Here is a 14520-nt window from a genome sequence, read left to right as displayed (position 1 = left end):
CCTCGATCATCGTGGACCTCTCGCCTGTGGCGGAGGTAGCGGCGATCTCAGATATGAAATGGTCGACAGATGTATTTCATTGCCTTGGCGACGGATTATGACGGCACGCTGGCGCACGATGGGATCGTAGTCGAAAAGACGCTTGCAGCCCTCGAACGGTTCAAGAAAAGTGGCCGCAAGCTCATCCTCGTCACTGGCCGCGAACTGCCCGACCTCAAGCGGGTTTTTCCCGAACTCGGCGTGTTCGACAAGGTCGTCGCCGAAAATGGGGCGTTGATCTACACGCCTGCCAGCGAGGAAGAACGTGCGATCTCACCGGCGCCGGCGCCGAAATTTGTCGCCAGTTTGAAGAAACGCGGCGTCAAGCCGCTTTCAGTTGGACGGTCGATCGTCGCGACCTGGGAACCACACCAGGCAACAATTCTTGAGGTCATCAAGGAACTCGGGCTGGAGCTGGAAATCATCTTCAACAAGGGCGCGGTGATGGTGCTGCCCACCGGCATCAACAAGGCAGCCGGGCTGGCAGCCGCACTTGAGGACCTCAAGCTGTCGCCACACAATGTGGTCGGTATTGGCGATGCTGAAAACGATCATGCGTTCCTGCGGGCCTGCGGCTGCAGCGTCGCTGTCGAGAACGCCCTTGCGGCGGTCAAGGATACAGCGGATCTTGTAACGCGCGGCGCACGTGGAAAGGGCGTCGAGGAACTAATCGAAAAGCTGGTAAAGCGTGATCGGGAATTTGTCCGAAAAGCCCGTGACGGCATCCTTCTCGGTTCGGTCGGCGGCGACGAAGTCTATCTGACGCCGACCGACACGGTTCTGATCGCCGGAAGCTCCGGCATCGGCAAATCCACCTTGGCCACCGCGCTGACGGAACGCTTCGTCGAGAACGGATTTCAATTCTGCGTTTTCGATCCGGAAGGCGACTATGATGGCCTCGAAGGCGCCGTCCGGGTAGGCGATGCCTCAAGCGAACCGACAAAGGCACAAGTGCTCGACCTGATCGAAAAGCCCGACACCAATGTGGTCGTCAACGGGCTGGCGTTGCGGGTCAACGAGCGACCAGGCTTCTTTGCCGACCTGCTCCCCGGTCTTGGCAATTTCCGCTACCGTACGGCGAGGCCGCATTGGCTGGTCATCGACGAGGCGCATCATCTTCTGCCCAAGAGGCGCGACGACACGCGCGCCATCCTGTCGTTGGAATTGCCGGGCACTGTCCTGATCACCGTTCATCCGGAAGCGATCTCGACCGACGCCCTGCGTCTGGTCACTGCCGTCATTGCCCTCGGTCCCAAGGCCAAGAATGTCATCAAGGCCTTTTGTCAGGAGACGGACACCAAGCCGCCAAAGGATATTCCCACGCCAAAAGGCGAGCGTGTGCTGTTCTGGCGGCCGCAAGCCCGCAAGAAAATTGCCATGGTCAAAGCGATCGAGCCGCGCCAGTCGCTCAAGCGTCACAGCCGCAAATATGCAGAAGGTCAACTCGACGAGGCCGGCAGCTTCTATTTCAGAGGTCCCGACGACGCGATGAACCTCCGGGCCCACAACCTGATGATCTTCGCTCAGATTGCCGAGGGCATCGACGACAGAACCTGGGAGCATCACCTGCGCGCCGGCGACTATTCCGAATGGTTTCGCCGACAGATCAGGGACAAGGATCTGGCGCGCGAGACCGCCGAGGCGGAAAAGGACCAAAAGCTGTCGGCGCAGGAGAGCCGCAAGCACGTTCTGGATGCGGTGCGTCGCCGTTATACGGCTCCTGCCACCGCCCCGGAGGAATAGAGAGGAATAGGGTGCGAAAGGATCGCCCACGCACATCATTCTCGGAGGCACCGGCCGTGTTGGTTCTCTGCAGCCATGTCGCTTTTACAGCAGGGCGAAGCAGTGGCCGGTTGACCGCGTCATCCACGCCGAGTTCCCTTTCATCCATGGCGTTTTGACTGGTCAGGGTTCACTGTATCCACTAGCAAACAGGCGCAGGTCATAGCCCTCGGGATCGCGACGAAAGATCAACGCGCCCTTCCGTTGGGATTTTTGTGGGACATAGTCGAGCGTAGCGCTGCTCTCCTCGACGACCTCATCGCCATTTCGGAGCTCACCTTTGATCTCGACAGCAGCAACTGATTTCCCCGCCCTGTTTGCAGCGGCGAACTCGACCACGTAGCCGCCCTCGGTGGCCGCGACGCCAAGCGGCAGCACAACGATCCGGGCGCTCCCATCGCGCGTGCTCACGCCATCGACGACAAGATAACCGAGCACGGCAAGCAGGACTACGGAACTTATACCCGCTACGACCCACTCCGTGAGCGAAGTCCCGGGTTTGCGTGTCTTTGCTTTGTTGTCGGACTGCTGTTGCTTGTCGCCTTTTGCGGGGTTCCTTGTCACAGAATGAGCCTCGCAACCGCCGCCCCGAGCGCGCCAGGAAACGACAGAACCACGACTGCACTGAGTGTCTCCGAAAAGCCGGCGCCATCGGTCCTGCCGAAGGTCCACAAGATGTAGAGGTTCACAAGCATCACCAGGACATAGCCGACGATCGCATAGCGAAAGAAGATGCTGACGAATCCAGCGCCTGGCTCGGGACTGTGCGAGCCGCGGAATTCGAACTCATAGACGAAGGCGTGCATGAGAGCGAGGGTGACCACCACCAGGGCGATTTCCTGCCAGGGCTCCATCTTGTAGGCGATGAGGACGACCTCTTCCGTCGGTGCGATGTTCACCGATAGAAACAGCGCTCCGACCACCATCAGGAACAGCTCTCCGGTGTAGCCGGGCTCGGGAATGTCCTCCTCCTCCAACAAACTCGGGCCGAGCTGAGCGCGTGCCAAGGATGCCCCGAGACTGCCTGGGACAATTTGCACCGCAATTTTGCCAATCACCTCCCGCAGCGGCATTTCGGCGGTCACGATGCCGAAAATAAACAACACCGCCGTAGCCGCTACAGCGGCCACAAGTATCGCCACAAAAGCATCGGCGATGCGGTCGCGCAGCGCCACCGTGTGGCGAAAGCCTCCGTACTTGTGCAGCAGCACCAGCATTGGCAAGGTGACAGCGAGGAACAGGGCGAGCCGCAGTGGGTGAAGGTGAAAGCCAAGCGCCCAGGCCTCCATGGTCATCAGCACCGGGGCGGCGAAGATCAACGCTCCGGCAAAAGCACGGCCAAGGCCAATCCAGAACTCACGCGGCGTTGGCGCATGCCTGACGGTGATATCGGTTGTCGCCACGTCCGCTCCCCTGGAGATAGCCTGAGGGGAACAATGCTTCCTGCGCGATCTTTGTTCCGGGCCACTGCAACTTCTCCACAGTCGAACGGCGCTATGGGAACTCGCCAGCCAGCTTTCCGTTCAACATCTCGATCGAATGACAACCCAAAGCCGACACAGCGTCTGGAGTGAAATCATGAAATCGCAGCTCGTCGCCGAAAGCGCCGGACAAAGGACGTTCGTTGTGGTGCTTGATCCCGGCGAGGAAGCGTTCGCGGCGCTCACATCTTTCGCTGTCGATAACGATATTGGCGGCGCCTCGCTGACCGCGCTCGGCGCCTTCGAAAAGGCGACTGTCGGCTGGTTCGACATCGAGGAAAAAACTTATCGGAAAATCCCGGTGCTGGAGCAGTGCGAGGTGCTCAGCGCGATCGGCGACGTTGCGATCGGCGACGACGGCAAGCCCAGCCTTCACGTCCATGCGGTGCTCGGATTGCGCGACGGCAGCACGAAGGGCGGACATCTGCTCGATGGCATTGTTCGGCCTACACTCGAAGTCACTTTGGTGGAAACGCCTGGTCATCTGCGCCGCAGAAAACGTCCGGAACTCGGCATCGCCTTGATTGATCTGGATGCCTGAACACGGATCAGGCCAGGTCCGCTGAACTGCGTTCCGGTCCGATCATCCCTTTTGTTTGATTTGTTTAGCATCCGCGGGCGCCTCGGGTGCGGTCTCCCAGCCGAACACGCTGCGGCCGCCGAGCAGGTGCGACTGATCGAACTCTCCGGCAACGATTTCCTTCAGACTGGGGCCGGTGACATAGCGTTCGACCTGCCGCGACTGCTCGTCGAGCCGCTTCAAGGCGCCGAGTTCTTCGTCGCGACCGAGCCTGGCCTTGTGGACGGCCGACTTTAGCACGCCGATCGTCTCGTCATAGACCTTCAGCGGCACGGGGAATGGATGCCTGTCCTTGCCGCCATGTGCCAGCGAGAAGCGCCCGGGATCGGAAAACCGGCATGGCGCGCCATGCAAAACCTCGGCGACCAGCGCCAGCGCCCGCACCGTGCGCGCACCGACGCCGGGCACCAGGAGAAGCTCGGAGAAATCGGCGGGGCCACGCTCGGCAGCCGCCGCCATGTTGCCATGAAGACGACGCATGACGACATCGCTTTCGCGAACGTCGTGGTGCGCCGGCATGACCAGATGCGGCAGCATTGGCTGATCGGGCTCCGGTGCGACAGCCACATCACGTTCGAGCGCAGCGAACTCCCTCAGAATGCGATCCGGTCCGAGATCTTGCAGGAGATTCAACTGGCCCTTGCGCGAGGCGTCGGCGCGGCGGTCGGTCAGGTTGACGATCTCGCCCTGGTTGGCGCCTTCGATGGCGGCATGCGGCTGGTCGACGAAACTCTTCAGGCCTTCGGACAGCCAGTGATAGCGGCGCGCCACCTTGCTGTCGCCGTTCATGCCCTGCTGCACCACGACCCAATCGCCGTCATCGGTGACGATAAAGCCATGCAGATAAAGGTCGAAGCCGTCCTGGACGGCGGCGCTGTCAACCTTGGCGACAAGCCGGCTGGCCGTCGCCAGGCCTGTTCCATCGAAGCCGACGCGCTCGCCGATGACGGCAAGCTCATGCGGGGTCTTGCGCGAATGCGCGCCGCGGCCGCCGCACACGTGAATGCCGAGTTCGCCGGAGAGCGGAGCCAAACCCCGTTTCAGGGCGCCGATGACGCTGGTCGTGATGCCGGAGGAATGCCAGTCCATTCCCATGACGGCGCCAAACGACTGGAACCAGAAGGGATGCGCCAGCCGGCGCAGCAGCTCTTCGCGACCGTAATGGTGAATGATCGCCTCGCACATGACGGCTCCAAGGCGCGTCATACGGTCGCCGAGCCATTTCGGCACGCGTCCGCCATGAAGTGGAAGGTCTGCGCTTCCCGATCGTTGTTCCAAATTTTTCTGCCTGTTCCGACCTATGCCTTGCGCTCAACAGATAGTATAGAAAGCGGCGTGAAGAAGCGATGATGCCGGTCCGTTTGGATTACAAACTGATCGCAATTCAATTCAGCTGGGCCATTCGGGTCCCATCGGCGGCGTTGCCGGTTACCGGTCGGCCGGATTTCCGACCGCCGGATTGCGCCGCCTTGAATATCTTCCCACACGCGGCAGATGGTCGCCAAATTCCACCCACGGCAGCTTCATGTCCCAATAGGCATGAGCCTGCGGCGCAAAGCGCTCGGGGTGGTCGAAGAAGCCGATCGTCAGATAAAGTTCCTCGGGAAGCCCCTGGTCGAAGTAGGCTATGGATGTCCCGCAATCGGCGCAGAAGGTGCGGAGCACGCCTCGGGTCCTTGAGAATTTTTTTGGCGCGCCGGTGAGCAATCTGAATTGGGCCGGTCGATAGCCGACCCAGACGGTCAGTGGGCTGCCTATCGCCTTGCGACAATCGTCATCGTGATCGGAGCAAATCCAGAACGGGTCACCATGCATCTCAGCACTTATCGAACCGCAAAAACAGGAGCCGGTCTCGATTCTGGTCATCGAACTATCGCTTCTGATCGAGGCGACCGTTGAGGGTGCAGGGTCCGCAAGGTGATGGAATAGCGGTGCGCGGAAACCGTTGGGATGCTGTGCTGCCATTCGGTGCGCGCCGGGCCCGTCATCAGGTAAGCCGACCTTGGTTCGAGGGTGACGGTCTGGCGAGCCCATCTCGTGCCGTTCTTCCGGCGGAGCCGAAAGCTGCATGGCGCAAGAAGAGAAACGCCGGCCACGGCATCGAAATGCGGCTTGTCGCGATGCCAGCCGATACCCGCCCCGGGCCGGTACTCGTTGATCAAGACCTGCACGAAAGCATCGGCGGGCAGCCGCGCAAATGCTGCCACCTTATCCCTGAGCGGCATCAGAAAAGCAGGGATCGGCGGCGCCTCGACGACTTTGCGTTGGTCAAAATCGTAGCGCAGGCCAAAACCGGCGACGCGCCGGTTTGCCAGATGGCCATGAAAGTCGAAAGGCTGGAAGGCGAGACTTTCGAGCTGCCGTACCAGTTCGGCCTCTTCCGCCGCCGTGATCAACTCCGGCTGGTAGCAAAATCCTTCCGGCAGGTCGTCACGTGCGTGAAAGTCGGGCGCGAGAAACAGGTCGCCTTGTCCGGCGAATTGCCGCTGCCTGGTTTTGAGCGATGGCATCAACCCTAATTGGTGAAGCCGGCCCAAGGCGGCAAGGCCTTGGAGGCGACGAGCCGGCCGATCATCGCCCCCATCTCGGGCGAGACGGAACCTGGCTTGCCCTGGTGGGTTATTGTCCAGACGCGGCGAGTATTGGGGCCGAGTGTTGGGAAATGCCTTCAGCTGCTATTCAACGTATGAATTACGATCCGGCGACGAGGATCCTCTCCGTATGGTTTGTCCCAAGCGGAAATCGCTACGATTACCACAACGTGCCGCCGCAAACGTACGCCGCATTCCGCAACGCCTCGCCAAAAGGCCGGTTCTTCAACGCTTTCATTCGAGACCGGTATAGCTACCATTTGGTCGAGCAGAGCCAGTCGGGATGAGATCTTTAGCCCTTGTCGCGCGTCATGCATCCGGGAGAATCCGGTCAGTCGGCCGATCCCTCATTGCGCCGGCGGCGTTCCGGGTTGATCGCCGCCCGTGGTCGTCTTCGGCGTCGGGTCTTTGTCGACCTCGGGATTTTGATCGACGGTGTTGGTGTTGCTCTGTGTCGGCTCAGTGCTGCTGGTGCTGCCCTGTGTCGGCTCGGCCTCGTTGCTGCAACCCGCCAGAGCCAGAGCCGCCACCAGCGCCGACAAAAACGACAGTCTCTTCAATGACAATCCCGTCATGGCCAACCGCTCCTTGCTGCTCGACAACGGCGGGTGGTGAATTTGGTTGCAGCGGAATGGCTTGTCTGCTGGCCCATGACCCTTCTGATCATCGCCGCGCAGGCGCCAAAGGAACAAATCTCCGCGCCGCCACGTTGCATTTCCAGTGCAAACGCTTGTGACAGTGAGGCTATCGTCTTGGCGCCGAGAGCAAATTGGAAGGGTTTTCTGAAAATCGGAGAACTCAGCTGCCCGGTGGCGCTCTACACGGCTGCCTCAACCTCAGAGCGGATCGCTTTCCACACGATAAACCGCGCCACCGGCCATGGGGTGCATCGCGCCTTCGTCGACAGCGATAGCGGCAAGCCGGTGGAGAAGGACGACCAGGTCAAAGGTTTTGAGATCGGCTCGGGTGAGTACGTCATGCTCGAACCCGATGAGGTCTCAGCCGCTGTCCCCGAGAGCGACAAGACGCTGTCGGTCTCGGCCTTCATCGGCTGTTCCGATGTCGACGACGTGTATTTCGACAAGCCTTATTACCTGGCCCCGTCGGACAAACACGCGGAGGAAGCGTTTGGGCTGGTCCGCGAAGGCATGCGCAGGAAGAAAGTCGCCGCCATCGCCCAGACCGTCCTGTTTCGGCGCGTCCGGACCCTGCTTGTCCGCGCCTATGACGAAGGCCTGGTCGCAACGACGCTGAATTTCGATTACGAGGTGCGCTCGGCGGAGGAGGCTTTCGACAACATCCCCGACTTGAAGATCGAGGGCGAGATGCTCGAACTGGCCGAACACATCATCAAGACCAAGAAAGGCAAATTCGATCCGACCAAATTCGACGACCGTTATGAGGCGGCGCTGGCCGAGCTTGTGAAGGCAAAGCTCGAGGGCAAGAAGATCGCCGTTCCGAAGCCGGCCAAGCGGGAGAGGGTCGTTGATCTTATGGATGCGCTGCGCCAGAGTGCCGGCGTTGGCGGGAAGCAGCCCTCGACAAGAAAGCCCGCGGCAAAGTCAAAGCCAGCGCGCCATGCCAAGGCGAAGCAGACAGCGCCGCGTCGGAAGGCCGGCTGACCGATGGCGCTCGAGACCTACCGCAAGAAGCGCAATTTTTCCGTTACCCCGGAGCCGCAGGGCCGCAGGGCGCCGAGGACCGGGAACAGCTTCGTCATACAGAAGCACGATGCCACCCGGCTCCATTATGATTTTCGTCTCGAAATGGATGGCGTCCTGAAGAGCTGGGCCGTCACAAAAGGGCCGAGCCTGATCCCCGGCGAGAAGCGTCTTGCCGTCCACGTCGAGGACCATCCTCTGGAATATGGCGACTTCGAAGGCACAATCCCGAAGGGCGAGTATGGCGGCGGCACCGTCCTCCTTTGGGACAGAGGCACTTGGACGCCGATCGGCGACGCGCATCGCGGCTATGCGAAAGGCCATCTCGACTTCGAACTTCACGGCGAGAAGCTTGGCGGCCGCTGGCATCTTGTGCGGATGGCCGGAAAGCCCCGGGAGAAGCGCGAGAACTGGCTACTGATCAAAGGCGACGATGACGCCGCGCGCACCGAACGTGATCCCGACATTCTGGACGAGCGGCCGGAATCCGTCGCCACCGGCCGCAAGATAGAGGACGTCGCCGGCGAAGAGCCCGGCTGGTCGTCTAAGACAGGGCGCATTCGCAGGCGCCGCGGCGGCAGCACCAGGCCAGCTCCAGCGGAAGAGGCCCCCGCCACTATCAGCGTTCCCGAACCGTCAAAGATCAAGGGCGCCAAGAAGGCGGCGCTTCCCGATTTCGTCGAACCGACGCTGGCGACCCTGGTCTCGTCAGCGCCGTCGGGCGAGCGCTGGCTGCACGAGATCAAATTCGACGGCTACCGGCTGCAGGCCAGGATCGAAGCCGGCCGCGTCAAACTGTTGACGCGGAGCGGTCTCGACTGGACGAAGAAATTCGGCAAGGCGGTCGTTTCGGCGCTGGCCGATATCCCTGTCGGGACGGCGCTGATCGACGGTGAACTCGTGGTCGAGACGTCAGCCGGCGCATCGGATTTTTCCGCGCTGCAAGCCGATCTCAGCGAGGGCCGCAGTGATCGCTTTCACTTCTACGTCTTCGACCTGCTTCATCTCGACGGCTACGATCTGCGCGACGTTGCGTTAATCAAGCGCAAGGAATTGCTGGAAAAAATCATCGGCAGTAACAGCGGCATCATCAGCTACAGCGGTCATTTTGAGGAGGATGGCGCCCTGGTGCTGCGACATGCCTGTCGGCTGAGCCTGGAAGGCATTGTCTCCAAGCTTCGCGATGCGCCCTACCGCGCCGGCCGCAGCAAGAACTGGGTGAAGTCGAAATGCTCGGCGCGGCAGGAATTTGTCGTGGCCGGCTATGTCCCCTCGACAACGTCGCGCAAGGCGATCGGTTCGCTTGTCCTGGGTGTCTATGACCACGGCAAGCTGCATCATGTCGGGCGCGTCGGCACCGGCTACACGGCAGCGGTCGCCGAGAGCCTGTTCAAGAAGCTCGAGCGGTTACGCATTCCGTCAAGCCCGTTCGAAAAACGGCTGAGCGCCGACGAGGCTCGGCAAGTCCGCTATGTCAGGCCGGACCTCGTCGCCGAAGTCGAGTTCCGGGCGTGGACCGCCGACGGCCATCTGCGCCACGCCTCGTTCCGCGGGTTGCGCGAAGACAAGCCGGCGAAAGAAATCACGCGCGAGACGCCGAAGACGAGCAAGGAGACGGCTAAACCTCAGCGCCGGACCGTCAAGCTCACCCATCCCGACCGTCTTTACTGGCCGGACGAGGGCGTGACCAAGGAAGGCCTCGCCGACTATTATGCCGAGGTCTGGCGTTATGTGTCGCCCTACATCGTCGGCCGCGCGCTGGCGCTGGTGCGCTGTCCCAACGGGATTTCGGGCGAGCAATTCTTCCAGAAGCATGCCTGGAAGGGGCTGAACCCCAACATCGTACTGGTCCACGACCCCAAGGATCCGCCAGACGAGCGGCTGATCAGCATCAATGATCTCGACGGGCTGATCGGTCTCGTCCAGTCGGCGTCGCTGGAGATCCACCCCTGGGGCTCGACGGTGAGCGATTGGGAGCGTCCGGACACGATCATCATGGATCTCGACCCCGGCGAAGGCGTGAGGTGGGAGGCGGTGATCGAAGCCGCCGTCGAGACCCGCGACCGGCTGAAGGATGCGGGGCTTGTCCCCTTCATCAAGACCTCCGGCGGCAAGGGTCTGCACGTCGTGGCGCCATTGAAGCCGAAAGCCGAATGGCCAGCTGTAAAAGCCTTCACCAAGGCGATTGCCGACTCCATGGCCGCCGACAGTCCCAACCGCTACGTCTCGACCATCACCAAATCGAAACGGCGCGGGAAAATCCTGGTCGATTATCTGCGCAACCAGCGTGGTGCGACCGCGGTCGCACCCTATTCGACAAGAGCACGACCGGGTGCGGCGGTGTCGATGCCGCTTGCCTGGGACGAGCTCGGCCCCGGCATCGGACCGGCCTATTTTACCGTCGAGAACACACCGACCCGGCTTGCCTCGCTGTCGTCGGACCCCTGGCAGGATTTCCGCGCGGCCGCAGCGCCAATCGAAGACCGTGCAAACCGGCGCAAGAGAGCGGCTTGAGGACGGCACTGCGAGTGCATGCATCGGAATAATCAGGCGATCTGCTCGAAAGTGCATTGCTCGGGCGCCTTGTCTGGTCGCCAGCGCAGGAACTTGGTGCCGTGCCGGAAACGGTCGCCGGTGACGTGATCGAAGCGCACTTCGACCACCAGTTCGGGCCGCACCGGCTCCCATTCGCCGCTGCGCTCGGTGCTCCAGCGGCTCGGCCCGCCCGGCGCCTTTCCGGTAAAGCCCGGTGGCTCGCGCATGGCTTCGAGCTTGCGGGTAAGCTCGGCCCTGTCCTCCTTGGCAATGGTCGAGGTGAAACCGACGTGGTCGAGCTTGCCGGCCTCGTTGTACAGACCCAGCAGCAATGATCCGACCTGACGACTGCTGCTGAGATAGCGAAAGCCGCCGACCACACAATCGGCCGACCGCAGCCGCTTCACCTTCACCATCGCGCGCACCCCCGGTTGGTACGGACCGTCCAGCCGCTTGGCAACGACGCCGTCTGTCGCCCCATGTCCGGCATCCCCTAGCCAGGAGCGGGCTTCCTTCACATCGCGCGTGCAGTGCGAAAGCACGATGTTCCTGCGGTTTGCCGAAGCGACGAAAGCCTCAAGGATCGCTCGCCGTTTTTTCAGGGTCCGCGCCAACCAGACGGTTCCGTGCTGATCGCAGAGCATGTCGAACAGGACGATGCTAGCCGGGGTTTCGGCGGACAGCTTGCGGATCCTGCTCTCGGCGGGATGAAGCCGCATCTGGAGCGCGTCGAACGAAAACTTGCCGTCGACCGAGATGACGATTTCCCCGTCGACGACAAAACGGCGCGACGGCAGTCCCTTCAATGTCGCGAGGAGTTCGGGAAAATAGCGTCCTAGCGGCTTGCCTGACTTTGCGCGCAACTCCACCGCATCATCCTGGCGAAATGCCAGGCAGCGAAAACCATCCCATTTGCGTTCGTATTGCCATCCATCTCCTTCGGGAATCGCATCGGCCGCCTTTGCCTCCATTGGAGGCGTATCGAGCGGCAGGAGGAAATCGCTGGATCGGCGGGTGCTGTCGAAAGCAGGATCGCGGGGTATGACCTTCATTGTGCTGCCTTTGTCTCCCAGCCCAGCCTGCTCCCAGGCGCTTATTTCCGCTTTCCGGGCTCCGAGCCGATGCTCTTGCGCAGCGCATCCATGATGTTGATCACGTTGCTGGCCGGTTGCTCGGCCTTGGCCTTCGCCTTGGCCGGACCCTTCTTGCCCTTCTTCTTCGAGGCAATGATCTCCAGCAGCCGCGCCTGGACCGGATCTCCGGTCATGGCGGGATCCCACTGCCTGGTTCGCTCATCGATCAGGGTCGAGACCATATCCATCAGTTTCGGATCGGGTTTGACGTCGTCGATCTTGCCAAAATAATCCTCGGGATCGCGAACCTCATCGCCATAGCGCAGTGTCCACAGCACGATGCCCTTGCCTCGTGGTTCAAGCATGACGGCGCGCTCGCGGCGGTACATGACCAGTCGCGATATTCCGACCGTCCCCGTCGATTTCATTGCGCCGCGAATGACCGAGAATGCCTCCTCCCCTACCGGGTCGTCAGGGGTGAGATAGTGCGGCTTGTCGTACCAGATCCAGCCGATGCTTTCGGCATCGACAAACATGTCGATATCGATGGTACGCGTGCTCTCGAGCGCAACCGCTTCGATCTCGTCGTCCTCGAGCAGGACGTATTCGTCCTCGCCGCGCTGGTAGCCCTTCACCTCGTCGTCTTCAGCAACGGGCTTGCCGCTGACGGCATCGACATATTGGCTGACCACCCGATGCCCGCTCTTGCGATTGAGCGTATGGAACCGGACCTTCTCGCTCTCGGTGGTAGCGGGCGTCATCGCCACCGGACAGGTCACCAGCGAAAGCTTCAGATAGCCTTTCCAGAAAGGACGTGGCGCCATCGAGCACCCCCGGCAGGAGTAAAACAGTCGAACGCAGCAGGGCGATCGATTGTTCCAGCAGCGTTTTTTTCGCGCGCCAAGGCCACGGCATTAGCCCATTGCCTGAGACGCCCTCCGGGCCAGCAGCAGAACCGGGGCCAATCGCATGGCTCGGCAAATTTTTACCAAGGTGAGACGAAACAATTGCCTCCTATCGTCGTTTCGCCAGTAAGGAATTTTGGTCGAGGAGCGCGACCGGCCGGGGTGTTTTCGACAATCCGGGCCTGAGCAGCGCGATGCCAGGGTCAAAAGGGTGAAGACCATGCGCTTTGACGCCTTGGGATTCAAAGATCGAACGGATGCGGGGCGCCAGCTTGCCGCCGCTTTGGCCAGGTTCGCGGCAACCGATCCAATGGTGCTGGCGCTGCCGCGCGGCGGCGTGCCGGTTGGCTTCGAAGTGGCGAAGGCACTCCGTGCCCGGCTCGACGTGCTGCTTGTGCGCAAGATCGGCGCGCCGGGCCATTCCGAATATGGCATCGGCGCGGTCGTCGACGGGGAAAATCCGCAGCTCGTCCTCAACGAGGAGGCGATGGCTTTGGTCCGGCCGTCAGACGAATACGTCGAAGCAGAGAAGCGGCGGCAACTGCTCGAAATCGAACGTCGCAGAAACCTTTATCTCGGAAGCCGGCCTGCGGCTTCGGTCCTGGGCCGGACCGTCATCGTCGTCGATGACGGCATTGCGACCGGAGGCACGGTCAGAGTGGCGCTCAAGGCGCTAAGGAAGGATCGCGCCGCGCATGTCGTGTTGGCCGTCCCGGTCGCACCTCGGGACACGCTGGACCTGATCAAAGCCGATGCGGACGAAGTGGTCTGTCTCGCCACGCCTGAGCCGTTTGTTGCGGTGAGCCGGTATTATGAGGACTTCGAACAGACCACGGACGCGGAAGTGATCCGGCTGCTGCGTGAGGCAGAGCAGTTTGAGAGCAGGTCGTCGACGCGATCTGCCGAAGGAGCACGCCATGGCTAGCAAGGACCGACAACCGATGGCGATCGTCGAGCGCGGCGATATTTCTGCGCGAACTCAAAATGACCAAATCGCGCCATCCGATAGAACCGCTCTTCAGTGGCGAATAGGCCTGGCCTGAGCCAAACGGCCCCTCCCCTTGCGCTCGCAGCCGACCTGAAGCGCGGCCCCGGTCAGGGCCGCGCCACCGCGCGCCAGCGGCGGTTGAGCCGTCAATCGCGCAAACGATTGGCAGCGTGATCCTGGCGCTGCTCAGTCGCGATCTGCCTGGAATCCAGACCGCGTTGCTTCGTGTGCTGGGCCTTGTCGCGGTTGGACAGGACTTTGTTTTCCTCGAGCTTGTCCTTTGGGGTGGTGGTCATGGCGCCTGCACCGGAACCCTTTCCCCGCGCACCCGCTCCGATGTGCTTCTTGCTACCTTTTGCCATGGGCTTGCTCCAATTCTTAGTCGTCGGGACGGTTCTTGTGATGAACGCTCTGCTGATTTTCTCCGCGAAGGATGTTGCGATCGTCAGGGTCAACGAGGTCGGGTGTCTTGGACCTGATTTCCGACCCCTTGCGCAGCGCTTCACGTTCCGCTGCTGATCGCTTCAGGTCAGCCTCTGCGTCGAAATCCTTGCCGGCGCCCTTCGTGTTCTCCCGCTTTTCAATGATGCGCAATTGCTGCTCATGGGTTCTGCGTCCAGCCATTGGTTTCCTCCAAGGTGCCTTGCGTTCGATTTTTTGAGGCCCAGATAGCTGGCGGAACCGTCCACTTCCGGTGATTGCAGTTGGCCACGGTCCTTGCCGAACCGGACCAATCGTGCGCCACCACGATCTGAGCCTGTCCTTATGGCGATAATGGCAGGGCGGCGGGATCGTTCCGAGATGGCGGCCGAATAAACCGTCTATTCGCTCATCTGCTCCGGGCTGCTATCCGCATTTGCCATGATCCGTCAGTTTTTCTCCCCG

The 14520-nt window shown here is 61.4% G+C and carries 16 protein-coding genes; 6 read left to right on the top strand and 10 right to left on the bottom strand.

Going from position 1 to position 14520, the window contains the following annotated elements:
• Positions 1 to 69: 69 nt before the first annotated feature.
• Positions 70 to 1782 (top strand): HAD family hydrolase, encoded by a 1713-nt coding sequence (locus tag AC0L2A_RS08630; RefSeq protein ID WP_473608366.1) that lies wholly within the window; start codon positions 70 to 72, stop codon positions 1780 to 1782.
• A 162-nt stretch (positions 1783 to 1944) separates the two neighbouring features.
• Here the strand turns inward: AC0L2A_RS08630 and AC0L2A_RS08625 are convergent, their stop codons facing one another.
• Positions 1945 to 2385 (bottom strand): TIGR02588 family protein, encoded by a 441-nt coding sequence (locus AC0L2A_RS08625; protein ID WP_473608365.1) that lies wholly within the window; start codon positions 2383 to 2385, stop codon positions 1945 to 1947.
• On the bottom strand, positions 2382 to 3170 hold the full coding sequence (locus AC0L2A_RS08620; RefSeq protein ID WP_473608460.1) for a TIGR02587 family membrane protein: 789 nt from the start codon (positions 3168 to 3170) through the stop codon (positions 2382 to 2384). Before AC0L2A_RS08620 ends, AC0L2A_RS08625 begins: the two co-directional genes overlap by 4 nt.
• A gap of 229 nt (positions 3171 to 3399) precedes the next feature.
• Between AC0L2A_RS08620 and AC0L2A_RS08615 the strand changes: the two genes are divergently transcribed.
• Complete coding sequence (locus AC0L2A_RS08615; RefSeq protein WP_023801352.1) at positions 3400 to 3843, top strand: PPC domain-containing DNA-binding protein; 444 nt, start codon at positions 3400 to 3402, stop codon at positions 3841 to 3843.
• Positions 3844 to 3885: 42 nt separating this feature from the next.
• Here AC0L2A_RS08615 and AC0L2A_RS08610 read toward each other — a convergent pair whose 3' ends face one another.
• The 3 genes from AC0L2A_RS08610 to AC0L2A_RS08600 all read right to left on the bottom strand — a co-directional run bounded on the left by AC0L2A_RS08610 (position 3886) and on the right by AC0L2A_RS08600 (position 6392).
• Complete coding sequence (locus tag AC0L2A_RS08610; RefSeq protein WP_473608364.1) at positions 3886 to 5160, bottom strand: DUF763 domain-containing protein; 1275 nt, start codon at positions 5158 to 5160, stop codon at positions 3886 to 3888.
• A gap of 150 nt (positions 5161 to 5310) precedes the next feature.
• Entirely contained in the window at positions 5311 to 5748 is a 438-nt protein-coding gene (locus tag AC0L2A_RS08605) for a GFA family protein (RefSeq protein ID WP_473608362.1), read from the bottom strand.
• Positions 5745 to 6392 carry an alpha-ketoglutarate-dependent dioxygenase AlkB gene (locus AC0L2A_RS08600; RefSeq protein ID WP_473608361.1) on the bottom strand — a complete coding sequence of 216 codons (648 nt, stop codon included), beginning with the start codon at positions 6390 to 6392 and terminating at the stop codon, positions 5745 to 5747. The genes AC0L2A_RS08605 and AC0L2A_RS08600 overlap by 4 nt, the downstream gene beginning before the upstream one ends.
• On the opposite strand from AC0L2A_RS08600, the gene AC0L2A_RS08595 reads away from it, so the two are divergent.
• Entirely contained in the window at positions 6386 to 6760 is a 375-nt protein-coding gene (locus AC0L2A_RS08595; RefSeq protein ID WP_473608360.1) for a KTSC domain-containing protein, read from the top strand. The two genes, AC0L2A_RS08600 and AC0L2A_RS08595, sit on opposite strands and share 7 nt — an antisense overlap.
• A 60-nt stretch (positions 6761 to 6820) precedes the next feature.
• Here the strand turns inward: AC0L2A_RS08595 and AC0L2A_RS08590 are convergent, their stop codons facing one another.
• Complete coding sequence (locus tag AC0L2A_RS08590; RefSeq protein WP_236378400.1) at positions 6821 to 7048, bottom strand: hypothetical protein; 228 nt, start codon at positions 7046 to 7048, stop codon at positions 6821 to 6823.
• Positions 7049 to 7225: 177 nt separating this feature from the next.
• On the opposite strand from AC0L2A_RS08590, the gene ku (AC0L2A_RS08585) reads away from it, so the two are divergent.
• Positions 7226 to 8095, top strand: coding sequence for a non-homologous end joining protein Ku (ku, locus tag AC0L2A_RS08585; protein WP_473608359.1), 870 nt, complete (start codon positions 7226 to 7228; stop codon positions 8093 to 8095).
• A 3-nt stretch (positions 8096 to 8098) separates the two neighbouring features.
• Positions 8099 to 10648, top strand: coding sequence for a DNA ligase D (ligD, locus tag AC0L2A_RS08580; protein WP_473608358.1), 2550 nt, complete (start codon positions 8099 to 8101; stop codon positions 10646 to 10648).
• A gap of 32 nt (positions 10649 to 10680) precedes the next feature.
• Here the strand turns inward: ligD and AC0L2A_RS08575 are convergent, their stop codons facing one another.
• Together AC0L2A_RS08575 and ku (AC0L2A_RS08570) are read right to left on the bottom strand one after the other, a co-directional pair.
• On the bottom strand, positions 10681 to 11721 hold the full coding sequence (locus AC0L2A_RS08575; protein ID WP_473608356.1) for an ATP-dependent DNA ligase: 1041 nt from the start codon (positions 11719 to 11721) through the stop codon (positions 10681 to 10683).
• A gap of 41 nt (positions 11722 to 11762) precedes the next feature.
• Complete coding sequence (gene ku, locus AC0L2A_RS08570; RefSeq protein ID WP_473608355.1) at positions 11763 to 12566, bottom strand: non-homologous end joining protein Ku; 804 nt, start codon at positions 12564 to 12566, stop codon at positions 11763 to 11765.
• A gap of 301 nt (positions 12567 to 12867) precedes the next feature.
• On the opposite strand from ku (AC0L2A_RS08570), the gene AC0L2A_RS08565 reads away from it, so the two are divergent.
• Complete coding sequence (locus AC0L2A_RS08565) at positions 12868 to 13572, top strand: phosphoribosyltransferase (RefSeq protein ID WP_091590822.1); 705 nt, start codon at positions 12868 to 12870, stop codon at positions 13570 to 13572.
• 209 nt (positions 13573 to 13781) lie between these two features.
• Here the strand turns inward: AC0L2A_RS08565 and AC0L2A_RS08560 are convergent, their stop codons facing one another.
• Together AC0L2A_RS08560 and AC0L2A_RS08555 are read right to left on the bottom strand one after the other, a co-directional pair.
• Positions 13782 to 13997, bottom strand: coding sequence for a hypothetical protein (locus AC0L2A_RS08560; protein WP_027154083.1), 216 nt, complete (start codon positions 13995 to 13997; stop codon positions 13782 to 13784).
• Positions 13998 to 14013: 16 nt separating this feature from the next.
• Positions 14014 to 14259: a hypothetical protein gene (locus AC0L2A_RS08555; RefSeq protein WP_091590277.1), complete on the bottom strand. Its 246-nt coding sequence runs from the start codon at positions 14257 to 14259 to the stop codon at positions 14014 to 14016.
• Positions 14260 to 14520 lie beyond the last annotated feature (261 nt).

Source organism: Mesorhizobium sp. WSM4844, from assembly GCF_055811775.1.
Note: the sequence above shows the minus strand (reverse complement) of the source record. Positions and strands in the feature narration are given on the sequence as shown.